General features: G+C 36.0%; 27 protein-coding genes. 19 read left to right on the top strand and 8 right to left on the bottom strand.

Features of this window, described 5'->3' with window-relative positions:
- Positions 1 to 12: 12 nt before the first annotated feature.
- Positions 13 to 936, top strand: coding sequence for a glycine betaine ABC transporter substrate-binding protein (locus tag KI338_RS01570; RefSeq protein WP_212919216.1), 924 nt, complete (start codon positions 13 to 15; stop codon positions 934 to 936).
- Positions 937 to 1074: 138 nt separating this feature from the next.
- A complete protein-coding gene (locus tag KI338_RS01575) occupies positions 1075 to 1980 on the top strand; it encodes a glycine betaine ABC transporter substrate-binding protein (RefSeq protein WP_212919217.1) in 906 nt (301 codons plus the stop codon).
- Between the two features lie 119 nt (positions 1981 to 2099).
- On the opposite strand, the gene KI338_RS01580 is transcribed toward KI338_RS01575, so the two are convergent.
- The 3 genes from KI338_RS01580 to KI338_RS01590 form a co-directional block, all read right to left on the bottom strand.
- The gene (locus KI338_RS01580; protein ID WP_212919218.1) at positions 2100 to 2459 is read right to left on the bottom strand and encodes a YtxH domain-containing protein; all 360 of its coding nucleotides are present in this window, start codon (positions 2457 to 2459) and stop codon (positions 2100 to 2102) included.
- A gap of 158 nt (positions 2460 to 2617) precedes the next feature.
- A complete protein-coding gene (locus tag KI338_RS01585) occupies positions 2618 to 3133 on the bottom strand; it encodes a tryptophan transporter (RefSeq protein ID WP_212919219.1) in 516 nt (171 codons plus the stop codon).
- 148 nt (positions 3134 to 3281) lie between these two features.
- Complete coding sequence (locus tag KI338_RS01590; protein ID WP_212919220.1) at positions 3282 to 3710, bottom strand: HIT family protein; 429 nt, start codon at positions 3708 to 3710, stop codon at positions 3282 to 3284.
- A gap of 565 nt (positions 3711 to 4275) precedes the next feature.
- On the opposite strand from KI338_RS01590, the gene KI338_RS01595 reads away from it, so the two are divergent.
- The gene (locus KI338_RS01595; protein ID WP_212919221.1) at positions 4276 to 5019 is read left to right on the top strand and encodes an ABC transporter ATP-binding protein; all 744 of its coding nucleotides are present in this window, start codon (positions 4276 to 4278) and stop codon (positions 5017 to 5019) included.
- Positions 5012 to 6226 carry an ABC transporter permease gene (locus KI338_RS01600; RefSeq protein ID WP_212919222.1) on the top strand — a complete coding sequence of 405 codons (1215 nt, stop codon included), beginning with the start codon at positions 5012 to 5014 and terminating at the stop codon, positions 6224 to 6226. Before KI338_RS01595 ends, KI338_RS01600 begins: the two co-directional genes overlap by 8 nt.
- 223 nt (positions 6227 to 6449) lie before the next feature.
- On the opposite strand, the gene KI338_RS01605 is transcribed toward KI338_RS01600, so the two are convergent.
- Complete coding sequence (locus KI338_RS01605; RefSeq protein WP_212919223.1) at positions 6450 to 7619, bottom strand: M20 metallopeptidase family protein; 1170 nt, start codon at positions 7617 to 7619, stop codon at positions 6450 to 6452.
- 110 nt (positions 7620 to 7729) lie between these two features.
- On the opposite strand from KI338_RS01605, the gene KI338_RS01610 reads away from it, so the two are divergent.
- The 7 genes from KI338_RS01610 (at position 7730) to KI338_RS01640 (ending at position 13202) form a co-directional block, all read left to right on the top strand.
- Positions 7730 to 8368 carry a phosphatase PAP2 family protein gene (locus tag KI338_RS01610; protein WP_244853274.1) on the top strand — a complete coding sequence of 213 codons (639 nt, stop codon included), beginning with the start codon at positions 7730 to 7732 and terminating at the stop codon, positions 8366 to 8368.
- Between the two features lie 92 nt (positions 8369 to 8460).
- Positions 8461 to 9720, top strand: a complete 1260-nt coding sequence (locus KI338_RS01615; RefSeq protein ID WP_212919224.1) for an MFS transporter — start codon at positions 8461 to 8463, stop codon at positions 9718 to 9720.
- On the top strand, positions 9717 to 10481 hold the full coding sequence (gene liaF, locus KI338_RS01620; protein WP_244853277.1) for a cell wall-active antibiotics response protein LiaF: 765 nt from the start codon (positions 9717 to 9719) through the stop codon (positions 10479 to 10481). Before KI338_RS01615 ends, liaF begins: the two co-directional genes overlap by 4 nt.
- Before the next feature lie 11 nt (positions 10482 to 10492).
- Complete coding sequence (locus KI338_RS01625) at positions 10493 to 11530, top strand: sensor histidine kinase (protein ID WP_212919225.1); 1038 nt, start codon at positions 10493 to 10495, stop codon at positions 11528 to 11530.
- 41 nt (positions 11531 to 11571) lie between these two features.
- Positions 11572 to 12210, top strand: coding sequence for a response regulator (locus KI338_RS01630; RefSeq protein WP_212919226.1), 639 nt, complete (start codon positions 11572 to 11574; stop codon positions 12208 to 12210).
- A 78-nt stretch (positions 12211 to 12288) separates the two neighbouring features.
- Positions 12289 to 12717, top strand: coding sequence for a disulfide oxidoreductase (locus KI338_RS01635; RefSeq protein ID WP_212919227.1), 429 nt, complete (start codon positions 12289 to 12291; stop codon positions 12715 to 12717).
- Between the two features lie 2 nt (positions 12718 to 12719).
- Positions 12720 to 13202: a thioredoxin family protein gene (locus tag KI338_RS01640; protein ID WP_212919228.1), complete on the top strand. Its 483-nt coding sequence runs from the start codon at positions 12720 to 12722 to the stop codon at positions 13200 to 13202.
- 70 nt (positions 13203 to 13272) lie between these two features.
- Here KI338_RS01640 and KI338_RS01645 read toward each other — a convergent pair whose 3' ends face one another.
- Positions 13273 to 13758, bottom strand: coding sequence for an antibiotic biosynthesis monooxygenase family protein (locus tag KI338_RS01645; protein WP_212919229.1), 486 nt, complete (start codon positions 13756 to 13758; stop codon positions 13273 to 13275).
- 451 nt (positions 13759 to 14209) lie between these two features.
- Between KI338_RS01645 and hemE the strand changes: the two genes are divergently transcribed.
- Genes hemE through hemY form a run of 3 tightly spaced genes read left to right on the top strand, consistent with a single transcriptional unit; the run spans position 14210 to position 17612 of the window.
- Positions 14210 to 15238, top strand: a complete 1029-nt coding sequence (hemE, locus tag KI338_RS01650) for a uroporphyrinogen decarboxylase (protein WP_212919230.1) — start codon at positions 14210 to 14212, stop codon at positions 15236 to 15238.
- 32 nt (positions 15239 to 15270) lie between these two features.
- Complete coding sequence (gene hemH / locus KI338_RS01655; protein WP_212919231.1) at positions 15271 to 16206, top strand: ferrochelatase; 936 nt, start codon at positions 15271 to 15273, stop codon at positions 16204 to 16206.
- Entirely contained in the window at positions 16206 to 17612 is a 1407-nt protein-coding gene (gene hemY / locus KI338_RS01660; protein WP_212919232.1) for a protoporphyrinogen oxidase, read from the top strand. The genes hemH and hemY overlap by 1 nt, the downstream gene beginning before the upstream one ends.
- A 676-nt stretch (positions 17613 to 18288) precedes the next feature.
- On the opposite strand, the gene pepF is transcribed toward hemY, so the two are convergent.
- A complete protein-coding gene (gene pepF, locus KI338_RS01665; RefSeq protein WP_212919233.1) occupies positions 18289 to 20103 on the bottom strand; it encodes an oligoendopeptidase F in 1815 nt (604 codons plus the stop codon).
- 260 nt (positions 20104 to 20363) lie between these two features.
- Positions 20364 to 20495 carry a protein YhfH gene (yhfH, locus tag KI338_RS01670; protein ID WP_212919234.1) on the bottom strand — a complete coding sequence of 44 codons (132 nt, stop codon included), beginning with the start codon at positions 20493 to 20495 and terminating at the stop codon, positions 20364 to 20366.
- A 100-nt stretch (positions 20496 to 20595) separates the two neighbouring features.
- Between yhfH and KI338_RS01675 the strand changes: the two genes are divergently transcribed.
- The 4 genes from KI338_RS01675 (at position 20596) to KI338_RS01690 (ending at position 23326) form a co-directional block, all read left to right on the top strand.
- Entirely contained in the window at positions 20596 to 21327 is a 732-nt protein-coding gene (locus KI338_RS01675) for an MBL fold metallo-hydrolase (protein ID WP_212919235.1), read from the top strand.
- Between the two features lie 77 nt (positions 21328 to 21404).
- Positions 21405 to 22400, top strand: a complete 996-nt coding sequence (gene lplA / locus KI338_RS01680; RefSeq protein ID WP_212919236.1) for a lipoate--protein ligase — start codon at positions 21405 to 21407, stop codon at positions 22398 to 22400.
- A gap of 126 nt (positions 22401 to 22526) precedes the next feature.
- Complete coding sequence (locus tag KI338_RS01685) at positions 22527 to 22682, top strand: hypothetical protein (protein WP_212919237.1); 156 nt, start codon at positions 22527 to 22529, stop codon at positions 22680 to 22682.
- Between the two features lie 119 nt (positions 22683 to 22801).
- Positions 22802 to 23326 carry a competence protein ComK gene (locus KI338_RS01690; protein ID WP_212919238.1) on the top strand — a complete coding sequence of 175 codons (525 nt, stop codon included), beginning with the start codon at positions 22802 to 22804 and terminating at the stop codon, positions 23324 to 23326.
- Here KI338_RS01690 and KI338_RS01695 read toward each other — a convergent pair.
- Complete coding sequence (locus KI338_RS01695; RefSeq protein ID WP_212919239.1) at positions 23274 to 23663, bottom strand: YhjD family protein; 390 nt, start codon at positions 23661 to 23663, stop codon at positions 23274 to 23276. The two genes, KI338_RS01690 and KI338_RS01695, sit on opposite strands and share 53 nt — an antisense overlap.
- A gap of 280 nt (positions 23664 to 23943) precedes the next feature.
- On the opposite strand from KI338_RS01695, the gene KI338_RS01700 reads away from it, so the two are divergent.
- On the top strand, positions 23944 to 24594 hold the full coding sequence (locus tag KI338_RS01700; protein ID WP_212919240.1) for a TVP38/TMEM64 family protein: 651 nt from the start codon (positions 23944 to 23946) through the stop codon (positions 24592 to 24594).
- Positions 24595 to 24642: the final 48 nt, after the last annotated feature.

Raw genomic sequence — 24642 nt, forward strand, 5'->3', positions numbered from 1 at the left:
AGGTTTACACATATGTTGAAACGTAAATGGAAGAGTCTTTGTTTAACTTTAGGTCTATCTCTTACCCTAGTTTTAGTAGGATGCGGATCAGGTGATAAGGATTCATCTGATGGAACTGCAACTGATGGTAATGGAGAAACTAATTATAGTAAAGCAGTTGATTACACGATTACAGGTATTGAAGCAGGTGCTGGCGTATTTAAGGCAGCAGAACAAGCAGTAGAGGATTATGGACTTGATGGCTGGGAAGTACAAGCATCATCAAGTGGAGCAATGGCAACCGTATTAGGAGAAGCCATAAAAAATAAAGAGCCTATCATTGTTACTGGGTGGTCACCACACTGGAAATTTGCTAAATATGACCTTAAATATCTAGAGGATCCGAAGGGCACATTTGGTGATGAGGAGACTATTTCTACGATGGTTCGTAAAGGGCTGGAAGAAGATAAGCCAAACGCATATAAAGTACTTGATCAATTTTTCTGGACAGAAGAGGATATGAATGCTGTTATGCTAGAAATTTCGAATGGCGGAAATCCTTCAGAAGTTGCTGCTAATTGGGTTGATGAAAATGCCGATAAAGTTGCAGAGTGGACTAAAGGAGCAGAAAAAGTTGATGGTCAAGAAATTGAATTAGTGTATGTAGAATGGGATACAGAGGTTGCTTCTACTCATGTTGTTGGAAAAGTTTTAGAGGATCTAGGTTTTAAGGTCAAGCTTACACCACTTGATAATGCTGTTATGTGGCAAGCAGTTGCTAATGGTGAGGCTGATGGTATGGTAGCCGCATGGTTACCTGGTACACATGGGGACTTATATGAAGAGTATAAAGATCAATTAGTTGACCTTGGTGCAAATCTTGAAGGTGCAAAAATCGGCCTAGTAGTTCCAGCTTATATGGACATTGATTCTATTGAAGATCTTGAAGCGAAATAATGTCATTATAATAGAGCAGGCAATTCATTTTGTCTGCTTTTGTTTTTAGAATAGCTAATTAGAAAATACAAAAAACTTGATTAATAGTCGTAATGAGAGACTAGCTTGAAAAAAAGATGTAAAGGGGTTTTTAAGTCAATGAAAAGGTTCTCTTTAGTAATTGGATTAATTGCTGCACTCGTACTAGCGGGCTGTGGTGATAGCTCTTCTGAACAAAAGAATGACAGTAATGAAACAGGCAATAGCAAGGCAGTCAATTATACAATAACAGGTATTGAGCCAGGGGCAGGTATTACAGTTACAACAGAAAAGGCAATTGAAGCATATGATAGCTTACATGGATGGACACTTGAACAATCCTCAACGGCAGCGATGGCAATAGAGCTGGATAAAGCGATGAAAGCTAGAAAGCCCATTATTATCACTGGCTGGAACCCGCATTGGACATTTGCCAAGTATCCGGATATGAAATATTTAGAAGATCCAAAAGGGATATATGGTGGTGTTGAAGAAATAAGAACTTTGGCTCGTAAAGGCTTACAGGAAGATAAGCCTGAAGCGTATAAAATCTTAGACCAATTCCATTGGGAAGTAGAGGATATGGAAGAAATTATGTATGAGTCAAATGAAACAGGTGAGGATATTGCAGAAGTAGCAAAGAAATGGGTAGCAAATAATTCAGATAAGGTTAAGGAATGGACAGAAGGGATAAATGATGTTGATGGTGTTAAAATTGAATTAGTATCGACACCATGGGATTCTGAACGAGCTTCTGCAAGTGTTCTAAAAGAAGTGATGGAACAAAAGGGCTTTCAGGTATCAATTACTCCTGTTGACGTTGCTGTAATGTTTGAATCTATTGCAGGTGGTGATGGTGACGCTACTTTAGCTGCTTGGCTACCAATCACACATAAGGATTTCTATGATAGCTATAAGGACGACTTTGATGATTTAGGTGCAAACCTAGAAGGAGCTAAAATTGGTTTAGTGGTTCCTGCTTATATGGACATTGATTCCATTGAAGACTTAGAACCGAATGAATAATAAGATGAAAAAGCTTTCTCGAAACTAATTTCGGGAAAGCTTTTATCTTGAATCAAACTTATAATGTTATTGTATCAGTAGTGTGGAACCTCATTAAAGTTAAGTTATGCTGTGTAAACTTAACCCTTTTGTACTTTTTCTTCCAAATCCTTCAAACTGGATTCTATTTGTTCTAAGTATTGATGGATATTATGTTGATGTGGCTCAACTGATTCCTTCCATTCGACAACGGAGCTTTTCATTTCCTGTGTTAATTCTTTAATTAGGGAAACGCCTTCCTTAGATGTTGCTGCAAGCTGATTTTTCAAACGTAAACTGTCTAGCTTTAGCTTCTCTAATAATTCCTTCCACTCAATACCTTGATTCATTACCTTGGTTCGTAGTTCTTTTCCAGATGTAGGCGCACTTAATAATGTTGCGGTGGCACCTACAACACCTCCTACTAAAATTCCTAAAAACAATGATTTACCACTTGCCATACTTTACCGCTCCTTTCCCACTTACTATATTTTTTCCTGGTTTTCTCTATTTTATGTTTAGTATTCTAGTCTGTACGGAAATTTGCCGCATGGATAAATTACTATCGGTTTAAAAAATCCTCTGACAAGTGAACGCCAGAGGATTAACGTACAAATCATTAAACTGTAATTGGCTTTGAACGTTTCAATATTTGTTGGACGACCGGATAGATAATTACCATTAAGACAGTATTTAGTCCGGCTGCTGGTAAAACAGCAGTTGTAAAAGCAAATAAAAATGCTCCATCCATTAGGCCAATAACAAAAAATACGAGACTTAGAAAAATTGACCCACTTATCAAGGTTCCAACCGCAGTTAGCACAGGTGCAGCGATATTACTATTTAACCGATCTTTCACTAATAGAAATAAAGCAAAGAAAATCAGTGCCGTTACCGGTTTTTCAATGATGTTAGCAATTTGTCCACCTGGTGCATTCGAAGTTAATCCAGATAAAATACCTGTTGCAATGGCCAGTACACTCACATATTTTAGCTTAGGAAACAGCATAATTCCTATAAACATCATGGCCAACATCATGTCTGGTGTAACACCATAAATTGGAGGCATGATAAAGTGCAGCACTGCACCAATCCCCACTAAAAGTGATAGAATTACTAAAATCCTAGTATTCATTTGTATCTCTCCTCAACTAAGCTTTGCTAAGCTCTTTATTTTAGTTCCTCAACTGTACACTCGTTGTCAGCTGCAGAAACTTACTTAAATTATATCAAACATTATTTAAAATAAAAAGTACAATTTTATAATTGTTAGTTATTTTTGACTACTTAATTTCCTTATTAATATCTGCCGCAATTCGTTGTAAATCCTCTTGTTTATATTCATTGGTATGAACTTTCCAATTTGCCGAATAGCCGTCTCCCTCGCCATAACGAGGAATTAAATGAATATGTAAATGGAAGACAGATTGATCTGCAGCTGGTTCATTATTATTCAACAAATTCAATCCAGCTGGTTGATAAGCTTCTTTAATTGCATTTGCGATTTTGGGAATGCGTGCAAATAGCTCACTTGCTATTTCACTAGGAGTTTCATAAATGTTTTTCGTATGAATCTTTGGAATGACTAATGTATGTCCTTTTGTTACTTGACTAATATCAAGGAATGCATACACATAATCATCCTCATACACCTTTGCAGAAGGAATTTCTCCGGCAATTATTTTACAAAATATACAATCTTCATGTGCCATATTACCAACTCCTGACTTTTTCTTCTATTGTAATTAGTTGGGCGTGTAAAAGTAAAGGAAAGTATGTTGTTTTAGTTAAAGAACATTTGCTTCAAACCCAACTTCTAAAACAAAAAAAGAAACAGGCTGCCTAAATGGCAAGCCTGTTTTGTGTAGAGTCGGGGATAATACTAATGTGGGGACTTGTAAATGACCTTGTTATTCGCTTATGCAAATTACTGGTTTTTTTACAAAAACCTTTTTGTTAGTATCCCTTGGCGTTGAGATATCTTCTAACAAAAGGGTTTTATAGCATTAGATTATCTTTCACCAACACCCCATTTGTTTTATAACAAATTTTTTAGTGAAGCATCTTCAATAATTTCCAACGCTAACACCTCATTTTTGTTGAACAAAATGGATTACAGTGAATAATCCTCGACCCTACACTATTATTTTGAACAAATATCTAAATTCTATGCATCACAGTAGAAAAATGTCGAAAATCTTAATGGGAGTTTCTTTTGGATTTTAAATGTATTAATGATAAAATTTTAACAAGTGAAAATCTAGGGGGGAGAGCTTTGTGGAACCGTTATTACATATTGAAGATTTGGTTGGGGGCTATACCCATAAAAATGTTCTTCATGGCATATCTTTTGACGTGAACCAAAAAGAAATAGTTGGTTTAATCGGATTAAACGGTGCTGGGAAGAGTACGACCATTAAACATATCATTGGGTTAATGCAGCCGAAAAAAGGGTCAATATCTATTAATGGTACGACCTTCAAGGAAAACCCGAAAATCTATCGAAATCAATTAGCATATATTCCAGAGATGCCGATTCTTTACGATGAGTTAACCTTATATGAGCATTTGCGTTTAACGGCAATGGCATATGATATTCCCGAGGAACTGTTTGAGAAGAGGCTTGAAATATTGTTAAAGGAATTTCGAATGGAGAAAAAACTAAAGTGGTTTCCAGTGCATTTTTCCAAGGGAATGCGTCAAAAGGTGATGATAATGTGTGCATTTCTTATTGAACCACCACTTTATATTGTGGACGAGCCATTTGTGGGACTTGATCCGCTTGGCATACAATCGTACTTGAATTTAATGAATAAGATGAAAGTAAATGGATCTGGTATCCTTATGTCTACTCATATATTAGCTACTGCTGAACGATATTGTGATAGGTTTGTAATTCTTCATGATGGGGAAATTAGAGCCTATGGAACATTAGAGGATTTACGAGAGCAATTTGATATGCCAAAGGCTACGCTGGATGATCTCTATGTTCAGCTAACAAAGGAAGATAGCCATGTTTAACTCACATGACTTTTTTATGAAGCGATTTAGCACTCATATAAAGGATACTAGCAGATATTTAAAATATATCTTTAATGGACATATTGCTTTCGCCATGCTGTTTTTCATTGCGGCAGCAGCATATTATTATCAGCAGTGGTTAGCTAATATACCAGAAAATTTCCCAACAGCTTGGTTAATGGGAATCGTTTTCGGAATTGTTGTGAGCTATAGTCCTGTACGAACCTTGTTAAAAGAGCCAGATCTCGTCTTTTTAATTGCTGCTGAGCATAAAATGAGTGCTTATTTTCGAAATGCCCTTATCTATAGCTTTGTCATTCAACTATATATTGTTGCACTTGTAGTTGCAGCATTTGGACCATTATATTTTGCATCATTTCCAGAGCGTGAGGGAAGAGTATATCTTTTTACTATTTTGGTTGTGCTAATTTTTAAATTGTGGAATTTATTCGCAAATTGGTGGATGTTAAAGATACGGGATAAAAATATCCGTTACACAGATCAAGCTGCACGCTTTGTATTAAATGTTGCCGTATTTTACTTTCTTATAAGTGGGGAAATGGTTATCGCGGGAATAACAACGATTCTTTTTGTCATTATTTTTCTTTATGACCTCGGTCTTTCTAGAAAACAAGCTGGTCTTGCTTGGGAATTATTAGTAGAAAAAGATCAACATCGTATGCAGTCCTTTTATCGATTTGCTAATCTATTCACAGATGTACCACATTTGAAGAATCGAATTAGACCACGACACTGGCTCGTATCCTTCGTTGAAAAGAGAATCCCATTTGATAGGAAGAATACGTATGACTATTTGTACCGTATTACCTTTATTCGCGGTGGCGATTATATGTCGATGTATATTCGTTTAATTGTAATTGGTGGGCTATTTATTTATTACATTCCAAATATCTGGATCAAGATTCTTTTCGCGATTTTATTTCTATATATGAGTAGCTTCCAAATGATGACACTATATCAGCATCATCGTACAATTATGTGGTTAGATTTATATCCAGTTGACGTCGAACAACGAAAGACAGCACTAATAAAATGGCTTGTTCAGCTAGCAATGATTCAGACTATACTCTATGCAATCGTCTTTCTTTTTACACAAGCATTTTTAGGATTTGCCATAACACTTGTTGGTGGAATTCTATTTGTATATTTGTTTACGAATGGGTATGTAAAGCACAAGCTTGTATAATACAGTAAGGGTAGTCCTTTTGAGAAGAATAAAGGGCCACCCTTTTATGTTTTGTGACTATTTCAAAGTATATTTAATGCTGTTATCCTTAAATTTATCAAAGAGTTGATTATGGTAATTTAATAGAAAACCATTCTCAGCAACATAAATACTTTTCCATCTTGAAACCCAAAAGTCAGATTATTGATGCTGACTTTTGGGTATGAACTAATTTACGAGGCAATTATTCTTCTTGATAAGCATAATAAGCACTAATTAACGTTTTCGCTGCAATAGGCATTGCTCGTTCATCGAAATCAAAGTGTGGATGGTGGTGTGGATAACGATTTCCTTCCTTCTCTGCACCTGTGAAGAAAAATGCTCCCGGCTTCTCAAGTAAATAATAGGCAAAATCCTCTCCACCCATAACAGGAATTATTTCTTCCACCGTTTCAACTTCAGCAAGTTTTTGACTAACCTTCATTACTAATTCAGCTTCTTTATCATGGTTAATCACTGGCGGATAGCCTTTTTCATAGTTAAATGTGTAGTTGCATCCATTGGCTATACAAATTCCTTTAATAATTTTCTCCATTTCTTTAATTATTCTATCTTGGATCTCCGTATTCAAATAACGCACAGTACCTATTAATCTAGCTGTATCTGCAATAATATTGAAAGCATTACCCGCCTCAAAAATGCCTACTGTTATAACTGCTGTCTCTAGTGGGTCTAGTCTTCGGCTGATTATTTGCTGTAACTGTGTAACGATTTGCGATCCGATGACAATGGAATCCTTTGTTTCATGAGGATAGGCACCGTGTCCCCCTTGGCCTTGTATAACAATCTCAAACCGATCCGCTCCAGCCATTAGTACTCCCTTAGCTGTTTGAATAAAACCAAGAGGGGTAGTGGCCCATAAATGGGTGCCGAAAACAGCATCAACATCTTTTAAGGCTCCAGCATCAATCATCGGTTTGGCGCCCCCTGGTGCATATTCCTCGGCATGCTGGTGAAGAAACACAATGGTACCAGGTAGTTCTTCTTGATAGGATTTCATAACCTTTGCTAAATATAGTAGAGTTGAGGTGTGTCCATCATGTCCACAAGCATGCATCACCCCATCAATTTTAGATTTATATGGCACATCCTTTTCGTCTTGAATTGGTAAAGCATCGAAATCGGCTCGTAGCGCAATGGTTTTTCCAGGCTTCCTTCCTTTTAATGTAGCAACAATACCGTTACCACCTACATTTTTTTGATATGGTATACCTATTTTCTCGTAAAAATCCGCTATGTACTTCGCTGTTTTAAATTCCTTGAAGGAGAGCTCTGGATATTGATGGAGATACCGTCGAGTTTCAAGCATCTCAGGATATACAGCATCAATCGCATTATGTATTTCTTGTAGCATTACTCCACCCCTTTTCTTTTTTACTATTATATATGAAAAAATGATTTTTAATAATGATTAAATAGGCTATCATGGTAATTAAGAATACATAGTAATGGGAGGATTAGTATTTGGCTCAGCGGAAAATTATCTCTGTAATTTTCTTTATCATGGTATTAATGATGATTGGCGTATGGATCATGGATATTTTTCATGGGAAAGTACCTTATATAGACCAGATGTCAAGAGAGCTAGTTCATAGGCTCGCTCATACTGAAATATATTATTTTTTCCTTTCTGTAACGAATCTAGGCTCTAAAGAGTTTGTCTATCCTTTTGCTGGTATCATGGCAATTGTTCTCATCGTTATATATAGAGATTGGCTCCCAGGAATATTATATTTTACAGCTATTTGTGTGACACATGAATTAAATGGGGTGTTCAAATTATTCATCCATCGAGAGAGACCTACAATACTAGTAGCAGCAAATGCAGTGGGGGAGAGTTTTCCATCAGGACATGCAATGGTTTCAATTGTCTGCTATGGTCTCCTTGCATATTTTCTAGTACAAAAGATAAATTCGAAAATGCTATCATTTTCAATCCAAGTATTTTTTGCATTTGTCGCATTTTTAATTGGAATTAGTAGGTATTTGATAAATGTTCATTATTTAACAGATGTGATAGCAGGATTCGTGTTTGGGTATATTTGCATGATAAGTGTTATCTATTTCTTTGAATATATCCAAAAAAAGAGATATCCGTCTTGAGACGGAGTGAAAAGCATTCTAGAGATGGTTTTTCCAATCTCCGAAATTGTCTACTATATAGTTAACAACCTTAGGAGAAGGGAGCATTTAAAATGAATGCTGTTAGTAAGAAAGAGAATGTGAAGGTCCCCATATTTCATAATCGTAACTTTGTTCTACTATTAATAAGTGCGATATTTTCATCACCAGGATATTTTGTATATTTAATAGGTACGGAATGGCTGATGCTAAGTATTACAGATAATCGTTTTTATTTTGGGATGTTGTTTTTTGTAGCAGCCATTCCACGATTAATTCTACTTGTTGTCGGAGGATTATTTGCGGATCGGCTGAATAAACGTACTATTTTATTCTGGTCTGACTTTTCTAGGGCGTTATTAATTGGAATATTAATTCTATTAATTTGGACTGATACTGTAGCTATTTGGCATTTGTTAGTGTTATCTGGATTATTTGGAATATCTGATGCTTTTAGTTATCCAGCAATGAATTCATTAGTTCCAACATTACTAGAAGATGATCAGCTGCAACGTGGAAATTCATTTATACAGATGACAAATCAAATAAGTCCAATTTTGGGTCCTGCTTTAGGTGGTACATTAATTGCTTTATTAGGATTTGCTGGTGTTTATTCCGTAGCGTTTATCATGTTATTTATTTCTTCTTTAGCAGTATTGTTCATTCGTTTGAAGATAGAAAGGCAGGAGGAGGTTAGAAAGCCTGCACCACTAACCGATTTAAAGGAAGGATTTCAATATGCGCGGAAGAACGAACTTGTTATTTCGGTTGTAATCATGGCGTTTTTCCTAAACTTCTTTTTCTCTGGACCAATAGCAATTGGAATGCCGGTTATTGTTAAGGATGTATTTGATGGAAATGCAGCAAGCCTCGCAACGATTCAGACATCAATGGGGGTTGGTGCACTAGCAGGAGCAATCTTACTCGCTAGCTGGAAATTAAAGAGACCAGGTAAAGCAGTAATTATGAGTTTAATTGGGTTAGGAATATCGTTTAGTATAACTGGGCTATCTGCTAACACTTTTATGATGGCAGGACTTGTTGCCCTAATGTCAGTACTGACGCAAATTATCAATATACCTTTAATTACCATGCTACAGCAAACTACAGAAAAGCATATGCTAGGTAGAATGATGAGTATGTTTATGACCGTTTCGACTGGATTAACTCCAGTATCCTATATTGTTACATCATCCTTAATTGCAGCAAATGTACCAATACAAGCGATTATTGTTGTTAGTGGTTTCGTTGTAACATTAATTGCCGTTTATAACTTATTAAAAAATAAAAAGTTACTTAGCTTTACATTATCACAAGGGAGAGAACAAGGGTGAAAATTGGATTCTTTCGATTTCTAATAGCCGTCTTACTAATTGGCTTTGGCGTCGTTTTAGTTTTAGAAAATATAGGTGTGATGGATTTTAACGGAAGAGACGCATGGGGGTATATTTATCCTTCATTATTTATCCTATTTGGAATAAAATGGATGATAGACCGTATGAAGCATCGTGGTGGAAGCTACGCCTGGGGATCATTTTTCTTTATCTTTGGATCATTGCTTTTATTGGACCGATTTGACATAATCACTTTTTCCTTTGGTGATGTATTTAAGTTATGGCCACTTCTAATTATTTATTTTGGCTTTCTGTTTATTGGAAATTCGTTTAAACCAAAGATAATAATTCAGAAAAAAGGCAATCATGAAGAAGTTATTGATGCTGAATATAGTAATAGTTCTTTTTTTACAGTAGGAAATCATGAGTTTAATAAGCCGAACTGGAAAGTAGAGCCTACAACAATTAAGACATTGGCGGGGGATTTCTATTATGATTTCTCTAAAGCATATATACCTGAAAAGGAAATTCCAATTACTGTTAATGCACTTGCTGGCGATGTGCATATCTTAATACCTGAAAACATAGAATTCCAAATTAAGGCATCAGTTAAAGCGGGAGATATTGATATTGTTGGTCAAACTGTTGATGGCATTAATCGATCTCTCAGTTATGTAACACCTAATTATGATACTGCAACAAGAAAATTAAACTTCACATTAAAATTAAAGGCTGGGTCAATACGAGTTGATCTTGTATAGGGGGATATGAGGTGAAGAAACGGTTTTCCAGTATCCGATATAGTTATATAGTGTCACATCTTAATGGGTTGTTTTTAACCTTTGTGACGATATTAGCAATTTTACTATCAATTTTTGTGTTAATTAGCCCTAAATGGCTAACAGCAAATAGTATTTTTCTATTTATCGGACTTTATATTGTTATTGCTTTTTTCGTTTCCATTTATGTTGGCTTCCGTTCCAGTGGTGATTTAAAACAGAAGATGGATTATCTCTCTGTTCTTATTACCCAGTATGCGAATGGAAATTATCAATCTCGCATCTATATTGATGAAGGAGATGAGCTTAATAGAATTGGAAGAGAATTAAACGAGCTTGGGGAGAAGTTACAGAATCAAGTGAAATCTTTACAAAGGTTGGCAGATGAAAATGCCGAGCTTGCAAAATCAGCACATAAATCCGCTGTGATTGAAGAGAGACAGCGAATAGCCAGGGATTTGCATGATGCAGTAAGTCAACAGTTGTTTGCATTAGCAATGATGTCCGAAGCTGCAATAAGGCAAGTTGAAAACAAACCGGCCCTTGCTAAGGAGCAAATGATTGAAGTAGCAAGTGCTGCTAATCAGGCACAAACAGAAATGAGGGCATTATTACTCCATCTAAGACCTGTTCATTTATCAGGGAACCCATTACCAATAGGGATTAAGAAGCTTGTTGAAGAACTACAGCAAAAATCGCAAATCCGCTTTCAAGTTTCCATTGAGGATACACTAAAACTACCTGCTGTAACGGAAGAGCATGTATTTCGTATCATTCAAGAATCCTTATCCAATATACTCCGTCATGCCTATGCAACCGAGGTGAAGATCGAAGCAAATAAAAAGGGGGAAGAGTTATTCCTCCATATTGCCGATAATGGCAAAGGCTTTGACTTACTACAGGATCAGGAGAAGAAGACTTCCTATGGCTTAAAAACCATGAAAGAAAGAAGTGAAGAGCTTGGCGGTACTTTCACAATTCGATCTAATGTCGATGAAGGAACATATATTGATATACGGATACCTTGTTAAAAAATAAGATAGTAAATGAATATGAGGGGAAGGAATGTTAAATGATTCGAGTTGCTGTAGTAGATGATCATGAAATAGTGCGAAAAGGTATTATCGCCTATTTAAATACAGATCCAGAAATTGAAGTAATTGGTCAAGCTGATAGTGGGAATGAAGGGGCGAAATTAATACTCCGTGAAAGACCAGAAGTGGTGCTTATGGATTTGATGATGGATGATGGTACAGGTATTGATGCTACTAAACAAGTAATGAAAGAATATCCAGCTTGTAAAATTATTATTCTTACTAGTTTTTATGATGATAAACAAGTATTCCCTGCATTAGAGGCTGGGGCATTTAGTTATTTATTAAAGACCTCGTCAGCAGATGAAATTGTTTCCGCTATAAAGAAAGCGGCGAAAGGTGAAAATGTTATAGAGCCAAAGGTTGCTAGTAAAATGATGACCAGTTTTCGAAAAGAACAGCGTAAACCACATGATGAATTAACAGATCGTGAGATGGAAGTTCTTTTATGTATTGGAAATGGGATGACAAATCAAGAGATTAGTGAACAATTGTATATCGGCATTAAGACTGTAAAAACGCATGTAAGTAATATTTTGGCAAAACTTGAGGTGCATGATAGAACACAGGCAGCAGTTTATGTGCATAAAAATCATCTTTTGAAGCAAGAGGGGTAAGCCCTCTTTTTTGTTTTTTGTAAAAATTCCTAGTATAATACTAGGGAAAAATCAAAACAAGGGTGAGGAGATTCCTAAATGAATCAAACGAAAAAACAAGAAAATATCTTGCTTGGAATATGGGGTATAGCAATTATTGCTACAGCAGGTAGTTTGTTTTATTCGGAAGTGATGGGATATGAACCATGTGAGCTATGCTGGTACCAGCGGATATTAATGTATCCACTCATCGTGATCTACGGTACCGCAATACTAAAGAAAAATATATCCATAGCACTTCCGGGGTTAATTATGAGCGGAATAGGCATTTGTGTTTCTACATATCATTATCTAATTCAGAAATTACCAGCTCTAAGTGAAACTGGTGGAGCTTGTGGACTTGTTCCTTGTAACTTTCAATATGTGAATTATTTTGGTTTTATAACCATTCCATTTTTGGCAGGGACAGCCTTTATTTTGATTTTTGTTTTACATATACTATTAATTAAACAGGCTAGGGGGAAATAACCATGCAAAAGAAAATGCTAATTATTATCGGTGTTATTGTCGTGTTATTTTTTGCTTTATATTTTGTGATAGATTATAAAAATGATAAAGCTTTAGAAGCAAATAACCCATATGGAACGACTGATTTGGAACAAGCAACAATTGACCAATTAAAAGATCCAAACTACGATAATCAAATTTTGCCTAAGGATTTAATAGCAGAAGTTGAGAGTGGAAAGCCAATGACAGTTTATTACTACAGCCCAACTTGTGTTTACTGTCAAAAAACAACACCATATTTAGCCCCGCTAGCTAAGAAAATGAATGTTGATATGAAAAAGCTAAATCTGTTAGAATTTTCTACTGCCGTTCCCCAATTTGGGATTAAGTCAACACCAACTCTTGTCTATTATGAGGATGGTAAAGAGGTACGCCGATTAGAGGGACAAAAAACAGAAGAGGAATATAAAGCGTTTTTTGAGGAATATGTGCTAAAGAACAAGTAGCATGTGAAGAGACAGACACCTAAACAACACAAGGTTAAGGTGCTGTCTCTTCTATTCTTTTAGAAACATGTCAGTCTTTTTCAATCATATTGTATGTATGGACAAAAGGGCGATCTGCGAAGTAAGCAGGTGGTTTGATATTGACATGTGACTTTTTGAAGTCTGTTGAGTTTTTCCACTTCTCGTAGCTCACCTTAGATTGCCATTGGGTAAGTACAACATATGTATTACCTTTCCTAGGCTTTAATAGACGGAATGCTTGGAATCCATCATAATGTTCAGCCACATGCTTTCTTTTCTTAAAGTTATCTTCAAAGACAGGTCTACCTTCATCTGTAACAGGGATATGATTCATGACAATATACCCCTTATCTCTTATTTCTCCTGTTTGAATGATAATTTCATATTCTCTCCCAGCAACAAATAGTTTTTTGTTACCCTCATAATATGCAACATCATTGACAGAGCCAGACATAAAGTGAAAGCGTATAGAGGGATATTTCTCCTCTATTTTTTTTAGGAAATCAACTGTTCCATTTGTCATATAGGCATTCATATAACCTCTCCTCTCTTTGTATTAATTATTATTTAGTAATGCCTATCATTTGGGTATTGTATTTAATTATCGTATAATATGTATGATGCAGACGTAAATAAGCGGCAGTCCTAATTGTTATTCTCTTCCTTTATTTTACCGAACTATGGTTGCAATTATAACAGAAACAATTAAAGAATGTTTACAAGTAATCACTCGCTTCTATAATGTTAGCTATTCGACAAAATTGGACATTATTTCCCAGGTAATAATAACATTGTTTCATTCTTATTCTGTAGTAATCGCAAATTAGACAAATTCATGACAAAGTAGGTATCTTGCTATACATCAAACCTTGAAATAGGTATAGTAGAGGATGGAATTAATCGTATTTAGGACTAATTTTAAGTAATAGCAAATACATAAAGGAATAAGGAATGTTCACTGCTAGAACTTCCAAAAGGGTGAGAAAATGAAGCTAAATGACACTATTATTCGCGCTTATAAAGGTGAAGCAACAAACTACACACCTGCTTGGTTTATGAGACAGGCGGGCCGATCACAGGCTGAATATCGCAAACTTAAGGAAAAATATTCTTTGTTTGAAATTACACATCAGCCCGAAATTTGTGCATATGTTACAAGATTACCTGTAGAAATGTACAATGTGGATGCTGCTATTCTGTATAAGGATATTATGTCTCCTTTACCTGCAATAGGTATTGATGTAGACATTAAGGCAGGGATCGGACCAGTCATAGCAAATCCGATAAAGGGTTTTCACGATGTTGAAGCTTTAGGCACAATTGATCCTGAAAAGGATGTACCATATGTATTGGACACAATTAAGCTACTTACTACTGAACAGTTGACGGTTCCTCTTATTGGATTTAGTGGAGCACCTTTCACGATCGCAAGCTATTTAATTGAAGGTGGTCCATCGAAGAATTATGGCAAGACAAAAGCATTTATGTATGCTCATTCAGATGCCTGGTTTGCATTGATGGATAAGCTTGCAGATATGACGATTACTTATGTAAAGGCCCAAATTAAGGCTGGTGTTAAAGCAGTTCAAATCTTTGATTCATGGGTTGGCGCTTTAAATGCTAAGGATTATCGTACTTATATAAAACCAGTCATGCATCGAATTTTTAGTGAACTACAAAATGAGGGTGTACCACTGATTATGTTCGGTGTTGGGGCAAGTCATCTTTTATTAGAATGGAATGAGCTACCTCTTGATGTAATAGGTCTTGATTGGAGGACATCCATAAAAGAGGCAAGAGAGCTTGGAGTTACAAAGGTGTTACAAGGAAATCTTGATCCAGCAATTTTACTAGCTGATTGGGATACGATTGAATCGCGTACAAAAGAGATTCTTGATCAATCAATGAAAGATGGTCGTCATGTATTTAATCTTGGACATGGTGTCACACCGGATATTCATCCAGAGACTTTGAAAAAACTTACAGATTTAATTCACACGTATTCAGCAAGATAATAAATTAAAACTGACATGAAGAGGTGTAGAAAATGGAAAAAAAGAAAATAGGACTACTAGTGATGGCTTATGGCACACCGTATAAGGAAGAAGATATTGAACCTTATTATACGCATATTCGTCACGGAAGAAAGCCTTCTGATGAACAGTTACAGGATTTAAAAGATCGCTATAAAGCGATTGGAGGTACTTCTCCTCTTGCTAAAATTACTGAAGAACAAACAAAAGCACTAGAAGCAAAACTAAATGAAATACAAGATGAATATGAGTTTAAAGCATATATTGGACTAAAACATATTTCACCTTTTATAGAAGATGCTGTAGCGGAAATGGGAAAAGATGGTATTAAAGAGGCTGTTTCTATTGTACTAGCACCGCATTATTCAACATTTAGCGTAAAATCCTATAATACGCGTGCTCATGAGGAAGCAGCTAAATACGGTATTGAAATAAAATCTGTTGAAAGCTGGTATGATGCACCAGGATTTATTCAATATTGGGCTGATCGGATTCAGGAAGTTTATGCAAAAATGTCTGACGTGGAGCGAGAAAAAGCAGTATTAGTAGTATCCGCTCATAGTCTTCCAGAGAAAATTTTACAAAATGGCGATCCATATCCAGATCAATTGGCAGAAACTGCGAAATTAATTTCAGATAAAGCCGGTATTACGAATTATGAGCTAGGTTGGCAAAGTGAAGGAAATACTCCTGATCCATGGTTAGGACCTGATGTACAAGACCTTACTCGTTCCCTTTATGAAGAAAAAGGATACCGCACATTTGTCTATACCCCTGTTGGATTTATCGCAGACCATTTAGAAGTGCTATACGATAATGATTACGAGTGTAAAGTTGTATGTGATGAACTAGGAGCGAGCTACTATCGTCCTCCTATGCCAAATACACATCCACTATTTATTGAGACATTAGCGAAGGTTGTTCAAAATCGAGTAAAGCGTGATGCGTAATGGATAAGCAAACAATTGTTATAGTAGGCGGTGGGATCACTGGTTTAACCGCTGCCTACTATATGCAAAAGGCATTAAAAGAAGAAGCATTGCCCTACGAAGTGAAGCTGGTTGAAGCAAGTGATCGCTTAGGTGGAAAGATTATCACACATAAACAGGATGGATTTACCATCGAACGTGGTCCAGATTCCATGATTGCAAGAAAGAAGCCAGGTATGAAGCTTGTTGAAGAACTAGGGTTAAAAGATGAAGTCATTCGTAATGGAACTGGACAATCCTATATTTTAGTTCAAGGAAAGCTACATAAAATGCCAAAAGGAGCATTTATGGGTGTGCCAATGCAAATTGGTCCTTTTTTAAAAACAGGACTTGTATCTCCATTTGGAAAACTTAGAGCATTACTTGATCTTGTTAAAGGAAAAGGGGATGCGAGTGTAGATCAATCCTTAGGGGCTTTTATGCGACGTCGGTTTGGAAATGAATTAGTGGAAAACGAAATTGAACCATTATTATCTGGAATTTACTCCGGCGATATTGATGAGATGAGTTTAATGGCAACATTTCCGCATTTTTATCAATTAGAGCAAAACTATGGTAGTTTAATCAAAGGATTAAAACAAACGATGCCAAAGCCTGTGAAAACAAAAGAAAAAGGTAACCCCCCTGGTGCATTTTTTTCGTTCAAAAATGGCCTAGAAACAATGGTTCACAAATTAGTCGAGAAGTTAGATGAGGGGACCATTTTGTTAAATAATGCTGTAGACCATATCGAGAAAAAGGATAACGGTTACCATGTTTTATTAAGTAGTGGTGATGTGATAAAAGCAGTAGCGGTAATTGCTACTACGCCACATAAAACATTACCCAAAATGTTTAGCCAGTACGATTTTCTACAGGGTTTCTCAAATGTTCCTTCAAGCTCTGTAGCAAACGTTGCGCTAGCCTTTGAACAATCGGCTATTAAACAGGATATCGATGGAACAGGATTCGTTGTTTCACGGAATAGTGATTTCCGAATTACCGCTTGTACATGGACACACAAAAAATGGCCTTCCAGCACACCAAAAGGTAAAGCATTGATCCGTTGTTATGTAGGTAGACCAAGTGATCAAGAGGTAGTAGATCTACCTGATGAAGACTTAGTTGAACTAGTACTAAAAGATTTAAACAAAACAATGAATATAACAGCTATGCCAGAGTTTAGTGTTATTTCTCGGTGGAGGAATGTAATGCCCCAATACACTGTTGGTCACATGGAACGAATTGCCAAAGCCCGTAAAGAGGCCAGTGAACATCTACCAGGTGTTTATTTTGTAGGTAGTTCCTTCAATGGGGTCGGTATTCCAGATTGTATAGAGCAAGCAGAAAAGGCAGTAGAGCAAGTTCGGAAATATTTATCCATATAAATAATGTTACAGTTGACCACGGAGATTGTTGATACCGTGGTTTTTTTATTTTTGTAATTTGCTCTAAACATCATTTCCGGTAGGTGGTCGAGAATGAAATGAAGCATAGATGTGCTCTAGGCATCATTTCAGAAGGAAGTTGAGAATGAAATGAAGCATAGAAGTGCTCTAGTCATCATTTTAGAAGGAAGTTGAGAATGAAATGAAGCATAGAAGTGCTCTAGGCATCATTTTAGAAGGAAGTTGAGATTGAAATGAAACATAGAAGTGTTCTAGGCATCATTTCAGAAGGAAGTCTAGGGTGAAACGAAGCATAGAAGTGCACTAAGCATCATTTCAGAAGGAAGTTGAGATTGAAATGAAACATAGATGTGTTCTAGGCATCATTTCAGAATGAAGTTGAGATTGAAATGAAACATAGAAGTGCTCTAGGCATCATTTTAGAAGGAAGTTGAGATTGAAATGAAACATAGAAGTGCACTAGGCATCATTTTAGAAGGAAACTAAGGGTGAAACGAAGCATAGAAGTGCAATAAACATCATTTCAGAAGGAAACTGAGATTGAAATGAACCATAGAAGTTCACTGAGCATCTACATATACTTGAGAATGTAATCAATCCAATTAATTACACAAAAAATAGCCTAGTCCTCGACTAGGCTATTTCAAAAATATTTTTATTCGTAACTATTCTCTAGTTCATCTATTAATGATCCGACAAAAGCAACTGCTTCTCGAATGGCATCTGGTTTTGCCATATCGACTCCAGCTTGTTTAATTAGTTCTAGTGGTTTTAATGTGCCTCCTGCTCGAAGAACGTTTAACCAACTGTCAACTACTGGCTTTCCTTCTTCTTGAATACGCTTTGCAACTGCAGTGGATACAGTTAATCCAGCAGAGTAAGTATATGGATAAAGTCCCATATAATAATGAGGTTGGCGCATCCAGGTTAAACCAGCACCTTCATCAAATAAAACGGAATCACCCCAGAAGTTTTCTAGAGCCTCGCGCTTTTGTTGATTTAATACTGTTGCAGTTAAAGGAGTACCAGCTTCAGCTAATTCGTAAACACGACGCTGATATTCTCCCTCTAGCAAATGTGTAACGAAGTTGTGGTAATATGTACCTAATAGCTGCGTAATAACCCAACGTTTCATTCGCTTATCATCGGTACCATTCATCAAATGATTGGCAAGAAGCAATTCATTCAGTGTCGATGGTGCTTCAACGAAGTATGTTGAAGGTCTCGTATTTACTAAGGATTGATTTTTTCCTGCAAGATAGAAGTGTCCCGCATGGCCTAATTCGTGTGCAAGTACAAACGCGCCTCGCATTGTATCTGTCCATGTAATTAAAATATATGGATGTACTCCGTACGGGCTAGAACAGAATGCACCCGTTGCTTTTCCTACATTGTCAGATAAATCTACCCAACGATCATTTAATCCTTTTTCCATGATTTCTAGGTATTCTGGACCCATTACCTTAAGTGCATCTAAAATTACCGTTTTTGCTTCTTCATAAGTTGTTTTTGGATTGAATTCTGGATCTAGTGGTGCTTTTAAATCACAATATCTCATTTCGTCTAAGTTTAGTTTTTCTTTTTTTAGCTTTGCATAACGACGCATATGCGGTGCTAGCTCTGCTTGAATGACCTTTAATTGATTTTGATACATTTCCTTTGTAACTTGCTGTGGTGCTAATAACATATCTGTAACAGAATTATAGTTTCGTAAACGAGCCATAGTTACTTGTCTGGTAACCTCAGTTGCGTAGTTTGCAGCAAATGTATTTTTATATTGGTTTAATGTCTTTGTAAATGATTCATATGCGTCACGTCTTAGCTTCGTGTTTGCTTCAAGCTCATAACGATCTTCATATAATGCGGCAGACATTGGAAGTTCATTGCCCGCTTCATCATAGATGGAGTCAAACACCATATCAGATGCTTTACTACGGCTGTATAGCATATATGGAGATCCGTGGACTTCACTTAATGCGGCTAGCGTTTCCTCTATTTCTGGAGCTAATGTATGAGGCTTTTCTTCCAAAATATCCTCAAGCATTTTTTGATATGTTTGTAATTCTTTTTCGTCATTTAAAAATTCTTCAATTTTTTCTTTGGATAAAGTTAATAGTTCGGATTTAATAAAAGAGAGCTTGGCACCAATACTAGCCATGGCAGAAGATACTTTTGCAGCATCTCGCTGGTTTTCTGGATCACTTCCGTCAGCGCTAGACTTTAAACTCGCATATGTACCAACACGAACTAAACGTTCTTGATAGTTTTCTAGCGTGGTTAGACAGTTTAATAAAGTTTTCGCATTAGAACCAAGTTTCCCTTTATATTGTGTAACCTCGGTAATTTCATCTTGCACTGCTTGTAGCTCTTGTTCCCAAGCTTCCGTGCTCGAAAATAAATCCGTTAAATCCCACTTTTGTTCCTCTGGTACCTCGGCACGTAATAGTCTTTTAGATGTTGCAGTTGTCATATATAGATCCCCTTTCTCCAAATAATATTTCGGTAGTCTAAATATTATAATACAATTTTAGGGAGATGGGTATTATTTTTTCAGATATTTTTTAATAGAGTAACTTTTGGTTGATCTAAGGGAAAAAAATAAGAAGACAAAGAGTAGGGGGGACTCTTAACAAAAAAATTAACAACCTAGCATTGCGCAAAGGTTGTTTCCAATCTGTGAAAGGCGTACAATTGTGTAGGAATACAAATGGTTGTCATCCGTAGTCTGAGTTATCTAGCTGGATGATCACATTCTTCGCAAATGTTAATATAACAATCAGCTTGCTCATTTATTTTTCTTCCACATTGCTGACATTTTTTAGGTGGAAGATTTCGGAAAAACTCAAGGATATTCGTAATCATATGTGTTCCTCCTTTTACTTGGTATTTTTATTGTATTATAACAGTATGTTTCAGGTCAATTCTGTGTTACAACAATTTTAATTATTGAGGTGGTTAGAAAATGAAGTTAACAATCATTGGTTATTGGGGAGCCTTTCCAGCTCCAGAAAGTGCAACATCAGCCTATCTATTGGAAAAGGATGACTTCACACTTCTGATAGATGTTGGAAGTGGAGCTATATCACGATTACAAAAATATAAGGATATTATGGATATTGATGCTGTTATTCTTTCGCATTATCATGAGGATCATATTGCTGATGTTGGTGTCTTGCAATATGGTAGGCTTGTAAAATCGCTTGTCCGTAATCAGAAAGATATCTTACCTATTTATGGACATACCGAAGATAAAGATGCTTTTGCCAAATTAACACATGACTATACAAAGGGCATTGCATATGATCCAACCGGCTTAATAGACATCGGACCATTTTCAATTACTTTTTTGAAAACAAAGCATCCTGTTCCATGCTATGGAATGCGGATAACCGATGGAGAGAAATCTATTGTTTATACAGCAGATACTAGCTTCCAGAATGAATGGATTCCATTTTGTAAAGATGCTGATCTGTTAGTCGCAGATAGCAATTTCTATGCTGACCAAGATGGTTCAGGAGCGGGGCATATGACATGTGTGGAAGTAGCCTCTATTGCCAAGGAAGCAAAGGTGAAAGAGCTTATTTTGAGTCATTTACCACAGTACGGTAATCATCAAGATTTAGTACAGCAGGCATCAGCCATTTTTAGTGGGAAAATTCGTTTAGCAGCAGAGGGAGTTACCTGGGAGAGTTAAGGGTTAATCTTTGCTTACAATATTCTTTTTCGATAAACTTAATGTAGAAATTAGTCATTATTAGAAGGGGGATTATCATGAAATTTATAGATAACCAAGGTATTACAGATCCAATGATAAATTTAGCAATAGAGGAATACATTTTGCAAAACTTTGGTGAGAAGGATACATACCTACTGTTCTATATTAATAAGCCTTCTATCATTATTGGCAGAAACCAAAATACTATTGAAGAAATTAACACAGAATACGTTGAGAAGAACGGTATTAAAGTAGTTCGTCGTCTTTCGGGTGGTGGAGCAGTTTACCATGATGAACAAAACTTAAACTTTAGTTTCATTACAAAAGATGATGGAGAAAGCTTTCATAACTTTGCAAAGTTCCTAAAGCCAGTTATTGAGGTGTTAAATGAATTGGGTGTTCCCGCAGAGCTTCAAGGACGAAATGATGTCGTTGTAGAAGGGCGTAAAATCTCTGGTAATGCGATGTTCTCAACAAGAGGACGTATGTTCAGTCACGGGACATTGATGCTGGACTCAGAAATTGAAAATGTCGTTAAAGCTTTAAAGGTGAAAAAGGAGAAAATTGAATCCAAAGGAATTAAATCTATCCGAAGCCGTGTTGCTAATATTTCTGAGTTTCTTGAAGAGAAAATTTCAATGGAAGAATTTAAAGAGCGTATATTAAAGCATATTTTCCAGGTAGAAGATGTGAAGGATGTTCCACGCTATGAATTAACAGAAGAAGATTGGAATAATATTCACAAAATCTCAGAAGAACGTTACCAAAAATGGGAATGGAATTATGGAAAATCACCTGCCTTTAATGTACAAGCATCTCATAAGTTTCCATCTGGTTTATTGGATGTCCGCCTAGATGTAAACAAAGGTATAATTGAAAACTGTAAGATTTATGGAGACTTCTTTGGTCTTGGAGAAGTAAAAGATCTAGAAAATAAATTGATCGGTGTACGTCATGATAAAAATGCTATTGAAGAAGCATTAAAAGATATTGATGTAGCACATTATTTAGGTAAAATTTCGAAAGAAGACCTCGTTAACTTACTTTATTAATAAAAATATATCCCTAAAGTTAAAACACTTCAAACGTTAGTGTCAGTATCTAACTTTGAAGTGTTTTTAGTATACTTGTATGAAAAAATGGAAAATACTCCATACTTTATTCTAAGGAGGGATGAAATGGTTAGAAAAGAAGATATCCCAGAATTAAATACATTTACGTTTTTAAATCCCGATTTTCTCCTAGCAAAAGAGACATATCACAGGGATTTGAAGCTAGAAAAAGAAGCAGTATATGGAAATATTTCCCAAAATCATGGAAATGAGAAGGAATAAAGCTTTAAAAGTGAATTTTGTTGAAAAATGGCTGTTATATGTATCAATTTAGTGATTTTTTTGCTACATTAATACATATAAGCCTCACCCTTTCATATCGAAATGAAAGGATGATTATCATGCTAATAGATGAATTTTACTCCCCGTTACACGAAATTACCCCATGCACCCTTGCAGTTGTTGCAGAAAAAGATGCAAAAGGAATTGTACATACTGTTGTTCTAGAGGAAGAAGCAGAATATATGGTAGAACAACCTCCTAGCAAACTCATCGATCATGCCTGTAAGTTCTTCGGTTCCAGTCTTAAGGGCAGACAAGACGGGACGCGAGATATTTGTGGAATTACCCATAAGGCCCCAATATCGATTGATCCTTCCAGTGGCATGTATTTCTTCCCGACAACATCTCCAACAAATGCAAAATGCTCATGGATTGCCCATTCCCATATTGAACATGTCAGCCGTGCGACCAATGAAACTACTGAAATTATCTTCAGGAATGGAAAGCGGATTATTTTAGACGCTTCCTATGGATCAGTAATGAATCAAATACATCGAACCGCACAATTTCGTTACTTATTAGACAATCGAATCAGGCATTTGCAGCAACCAAAGACTGTTCCGGGGACAAGGACTTCCACATAATTTCCTGTACTATTTCTTGCACTTTTTTTCGAATAGCTGGGTTAAAGTAATTTCGCTTTTCCTCTTTTCCTTTGCATATAAAAAGGTAGGAAGAAAAGGAATCATTTTTATTTAAAAGCATTACCTTAAGCTTTTTCTTTTCCATTGTAGAACGTAATTGTCGGCGCTCTGTCAAGGCATTGGAATTCATCTTTTCCAAAAGCTGAATATATGGTTCCTTTATTTTAAAGGGACCCTTTTGGATGCTTCCTATATCTTGCTGTATCACGACAATTGCCATCGAGAGAAAAAGAAAGCGAGTAGCTATGTTTAATTCTTCATCTGTCAGATAGCGCATAAGTTACCCTCCATTTTAGGAACGTTTGTTCTATTATACGCCAAAATAAGCAAAAAATACACTGAAAAGCAAAAAAATGTGGAGAAACGTTAACGTATGCTAATGTACTATAATAAACAGGAATGTATATTAATTAATTGATTAAGGAAGGGTAGAGGCTTATTTTTTGTATTAAAAACGTTTATAAGTGAACGAAACTTGGTTAAAGCTTTTCATAACAGGGAAATTCTATTAAAATAAAGTTAGTACATATAAAGGCCTTGATGAGGAGATTTACTGGATGAATTTGTTTAGTATTATAACAGATTGGCAGAATGCTGCTAGAAATGATGAACTCGATCAGTACATAATGGAATTACTAAAGAATTATGAAAGCTTAGGGCCATTACCCGGAATATTGTTACCATTTATAGAAGCTTTTCTTCCCTTTTTACCATTAGTTGTATTTGTAATGGCAAATGCTGCAGCTTATGGTTTACTGGAAGGTTTTTTGTTTTCATGGGCAGGTTCTAGTGCAGGTGCTATAATTGTATTCTTGATTGTTAGAAATTTAGGGGACAAAAAAATCTTTGTGAAGATCCGCAAGAATAAACAAGTAAATAGAGTAACAGGCTGGCTAGAAAGACACGGATTTGGACCATTGTTTTTGCTCTTGTGCTTTCCATTTTCGCCATCCTCTGTTATTAATGTTGTAGCAGGCTTATCGAAAATAAATATGTATCAGTTTATTTTAGCGGTATTGCTTGGTAAATCTGTTATGATATTTTCAATTTCTTATATAGGATCTAGTATTGTATCATTTGCTCAAAATCCAACGAAAACAATTGTAGTAGGAATATGTATTGCGCTTTTCTGGTTAGTAGGTAAATTCATAGAGAAAAAGTTACATTCTAAATCAATGCAAAAAGAAGAGACTACTGACGCTGAGTAAGAATAAATTTAAAATCAAAAACTTCTGTCTTGAACATGTAATTAGTCA

The sequence above is a fragment of the Ornithinibacillus bavariensis genome (assembly GCF_018333235.1).
Taxonomy (GTDB): Bacteria; Bacillota; Bacilli; order Bacillales; family Amphibacillaceae; genus Ornithinibacillus; species Ornithinibacillus bavariensis.

Coding starts and splice junctions, on each gene's coding strand:
- KI338_RS01700 (WP_212919240.1), top strand. CDS start 23,944: ATGAATTTGTTTAGTATTATAACAGATTGGCAGAATGCTGCTAGAAAT.
- lplA (WP_212919236.1), top strand. CDS start 21,405: ATGAAATTTATAGATAACCAAGGTATTACAGATCCAATGATAAATTTA.
- KI338_RS01685 (WP_212919237.1), top strand. CDS start 22,527: ATGGTTAGAAAAGAAGATATCCCAGAATTAAATACATTTACGTTTTTA.
- KI338_RS01615 (WP_212919224.1), top strand. CDS start 8,461: ATGAATGCTGTTAGTAAGAAAGAGAATGTGAAGGTCCCCATATTTCAT.
- pepF (WP_212919233.1), bottom strand. CDS start 20,103: ATGACAACTGCAACATCTAAAAGACTATTACGTGCCGAGGTACCAGAG.
- KI338_RS01580 (WP_212919218.1), bottom strand. CDS start 2,459: ATGGCAAGTGGTAAATCATTGTTTTTAGGAATTTTAGTAGGAGGTGTT.
- KI338_RS01675 (WP_212919235.1), top strand. CDS start 20,596: ATGAAGTTAACAATCATTGGTTATTGGGGAGCCTTTCCAGCTCCAGAA.
- KI338_RS01635 (WP_212919227.1), top strand. CDS start 12,289: ATGAATCAAACGAAAAAACAAGAAAATATCTTGCTTGGAATATGGGGT.
- KI338_RS01585 (WP_212919219.1), bottom strand. CDS start 3,133: ATGAATACTAGGATTTTAGTAATTCTATCACTTTTAGTGGGGATTGGT.
- yhfH (WP_212919234.1), bottom strand. CDS start 20,495: ATGATTACGAATATCCTTGAGTTTTTCCGAAATCTTCCACCTAAAAAA.
- KI338_RS01690 (WP_212919238.1), top strand. CDS start 22,802: ATGCTAATAGATGAATTTTACTCCCCGTTACACGAAATTACCCCATGC.
- KI338_RS01600 (WP_212919222.1), top strand. CDS start 5,012: ATGTTTAACTCACATGACTTTTTTATGAAGCGATTTAGCACTCATATA.
- hemH (WP_212919231.1), top strand. CDS start 15,271: ATGGAAAAAAAGAAAATAGGACTACTAGTGATGGCTTATGGCACACCG.
- KI338_RS01640 (WP_212919228.1), top strand. CDS start 12,720: ATGCAAAAGAAAATGCTAATTATTATCGGTGTTATTGTCGTGTTATTT.
- KI338_RS01695 (WP_212919239.1), bottom strand. CDS start 23,663: ATGCGCTATCTGACAGATGAAGAATTAAACATAGCTACTCGCTTTCTT.
- KI338_RS01575 (WP_212919217.1), top strand. CDS start 1,075: ATGAAAAGGTTCTCTTTAGTAATTGGATTAATTGCTGCACTCGTACTA.
- KI338_RS01570 (WP_212919216.1), top strand. CDS start 13: ATGTTGAAACGTAAATGGAAGAGTCTTTGTTTAACTTTAGGTCTATCT.
- KI338_RS01645 (WP_212919229.1), bottom strand. CDS start 13,758: ATGAATGCCTATATGACAAATGGAACAGTTGATTTCCTAAAAAAAATA.
- KI338_RS01605 (WP_212919223.1), bottom strand. CDS start 7,619: ATGCTACAAGAAATACATAATGCGATTGATGCTGTATATCCTGAGATG.
- hemY (WP_212919232.1), top strand. CDS start 16,206: ATGGATAAGCAAACAATTGTTATAGTAGGCGGTGGGATCACTGGTTTA.
- KI338_RS01590 (WP_212919220.1), bottom strand. CDS start 3,710: ATGGCACATGAAGATTGTATATTTTGTAAAATAATTGCCGGAGAAATT.
- hemE (WP_212919230.1), top strand. CDS start 14,210: ATGAAGCTAAATGACACTATTATTCGCGCTTATAAAGGTGAAGCAACA.
- KI338_RS01630 (WP_212919226.1), top strand. CDS start 11,572: ATGATTCGAGTTGCTGTAGTAGATGATCATGAAATAGTGCGAAAAGGT.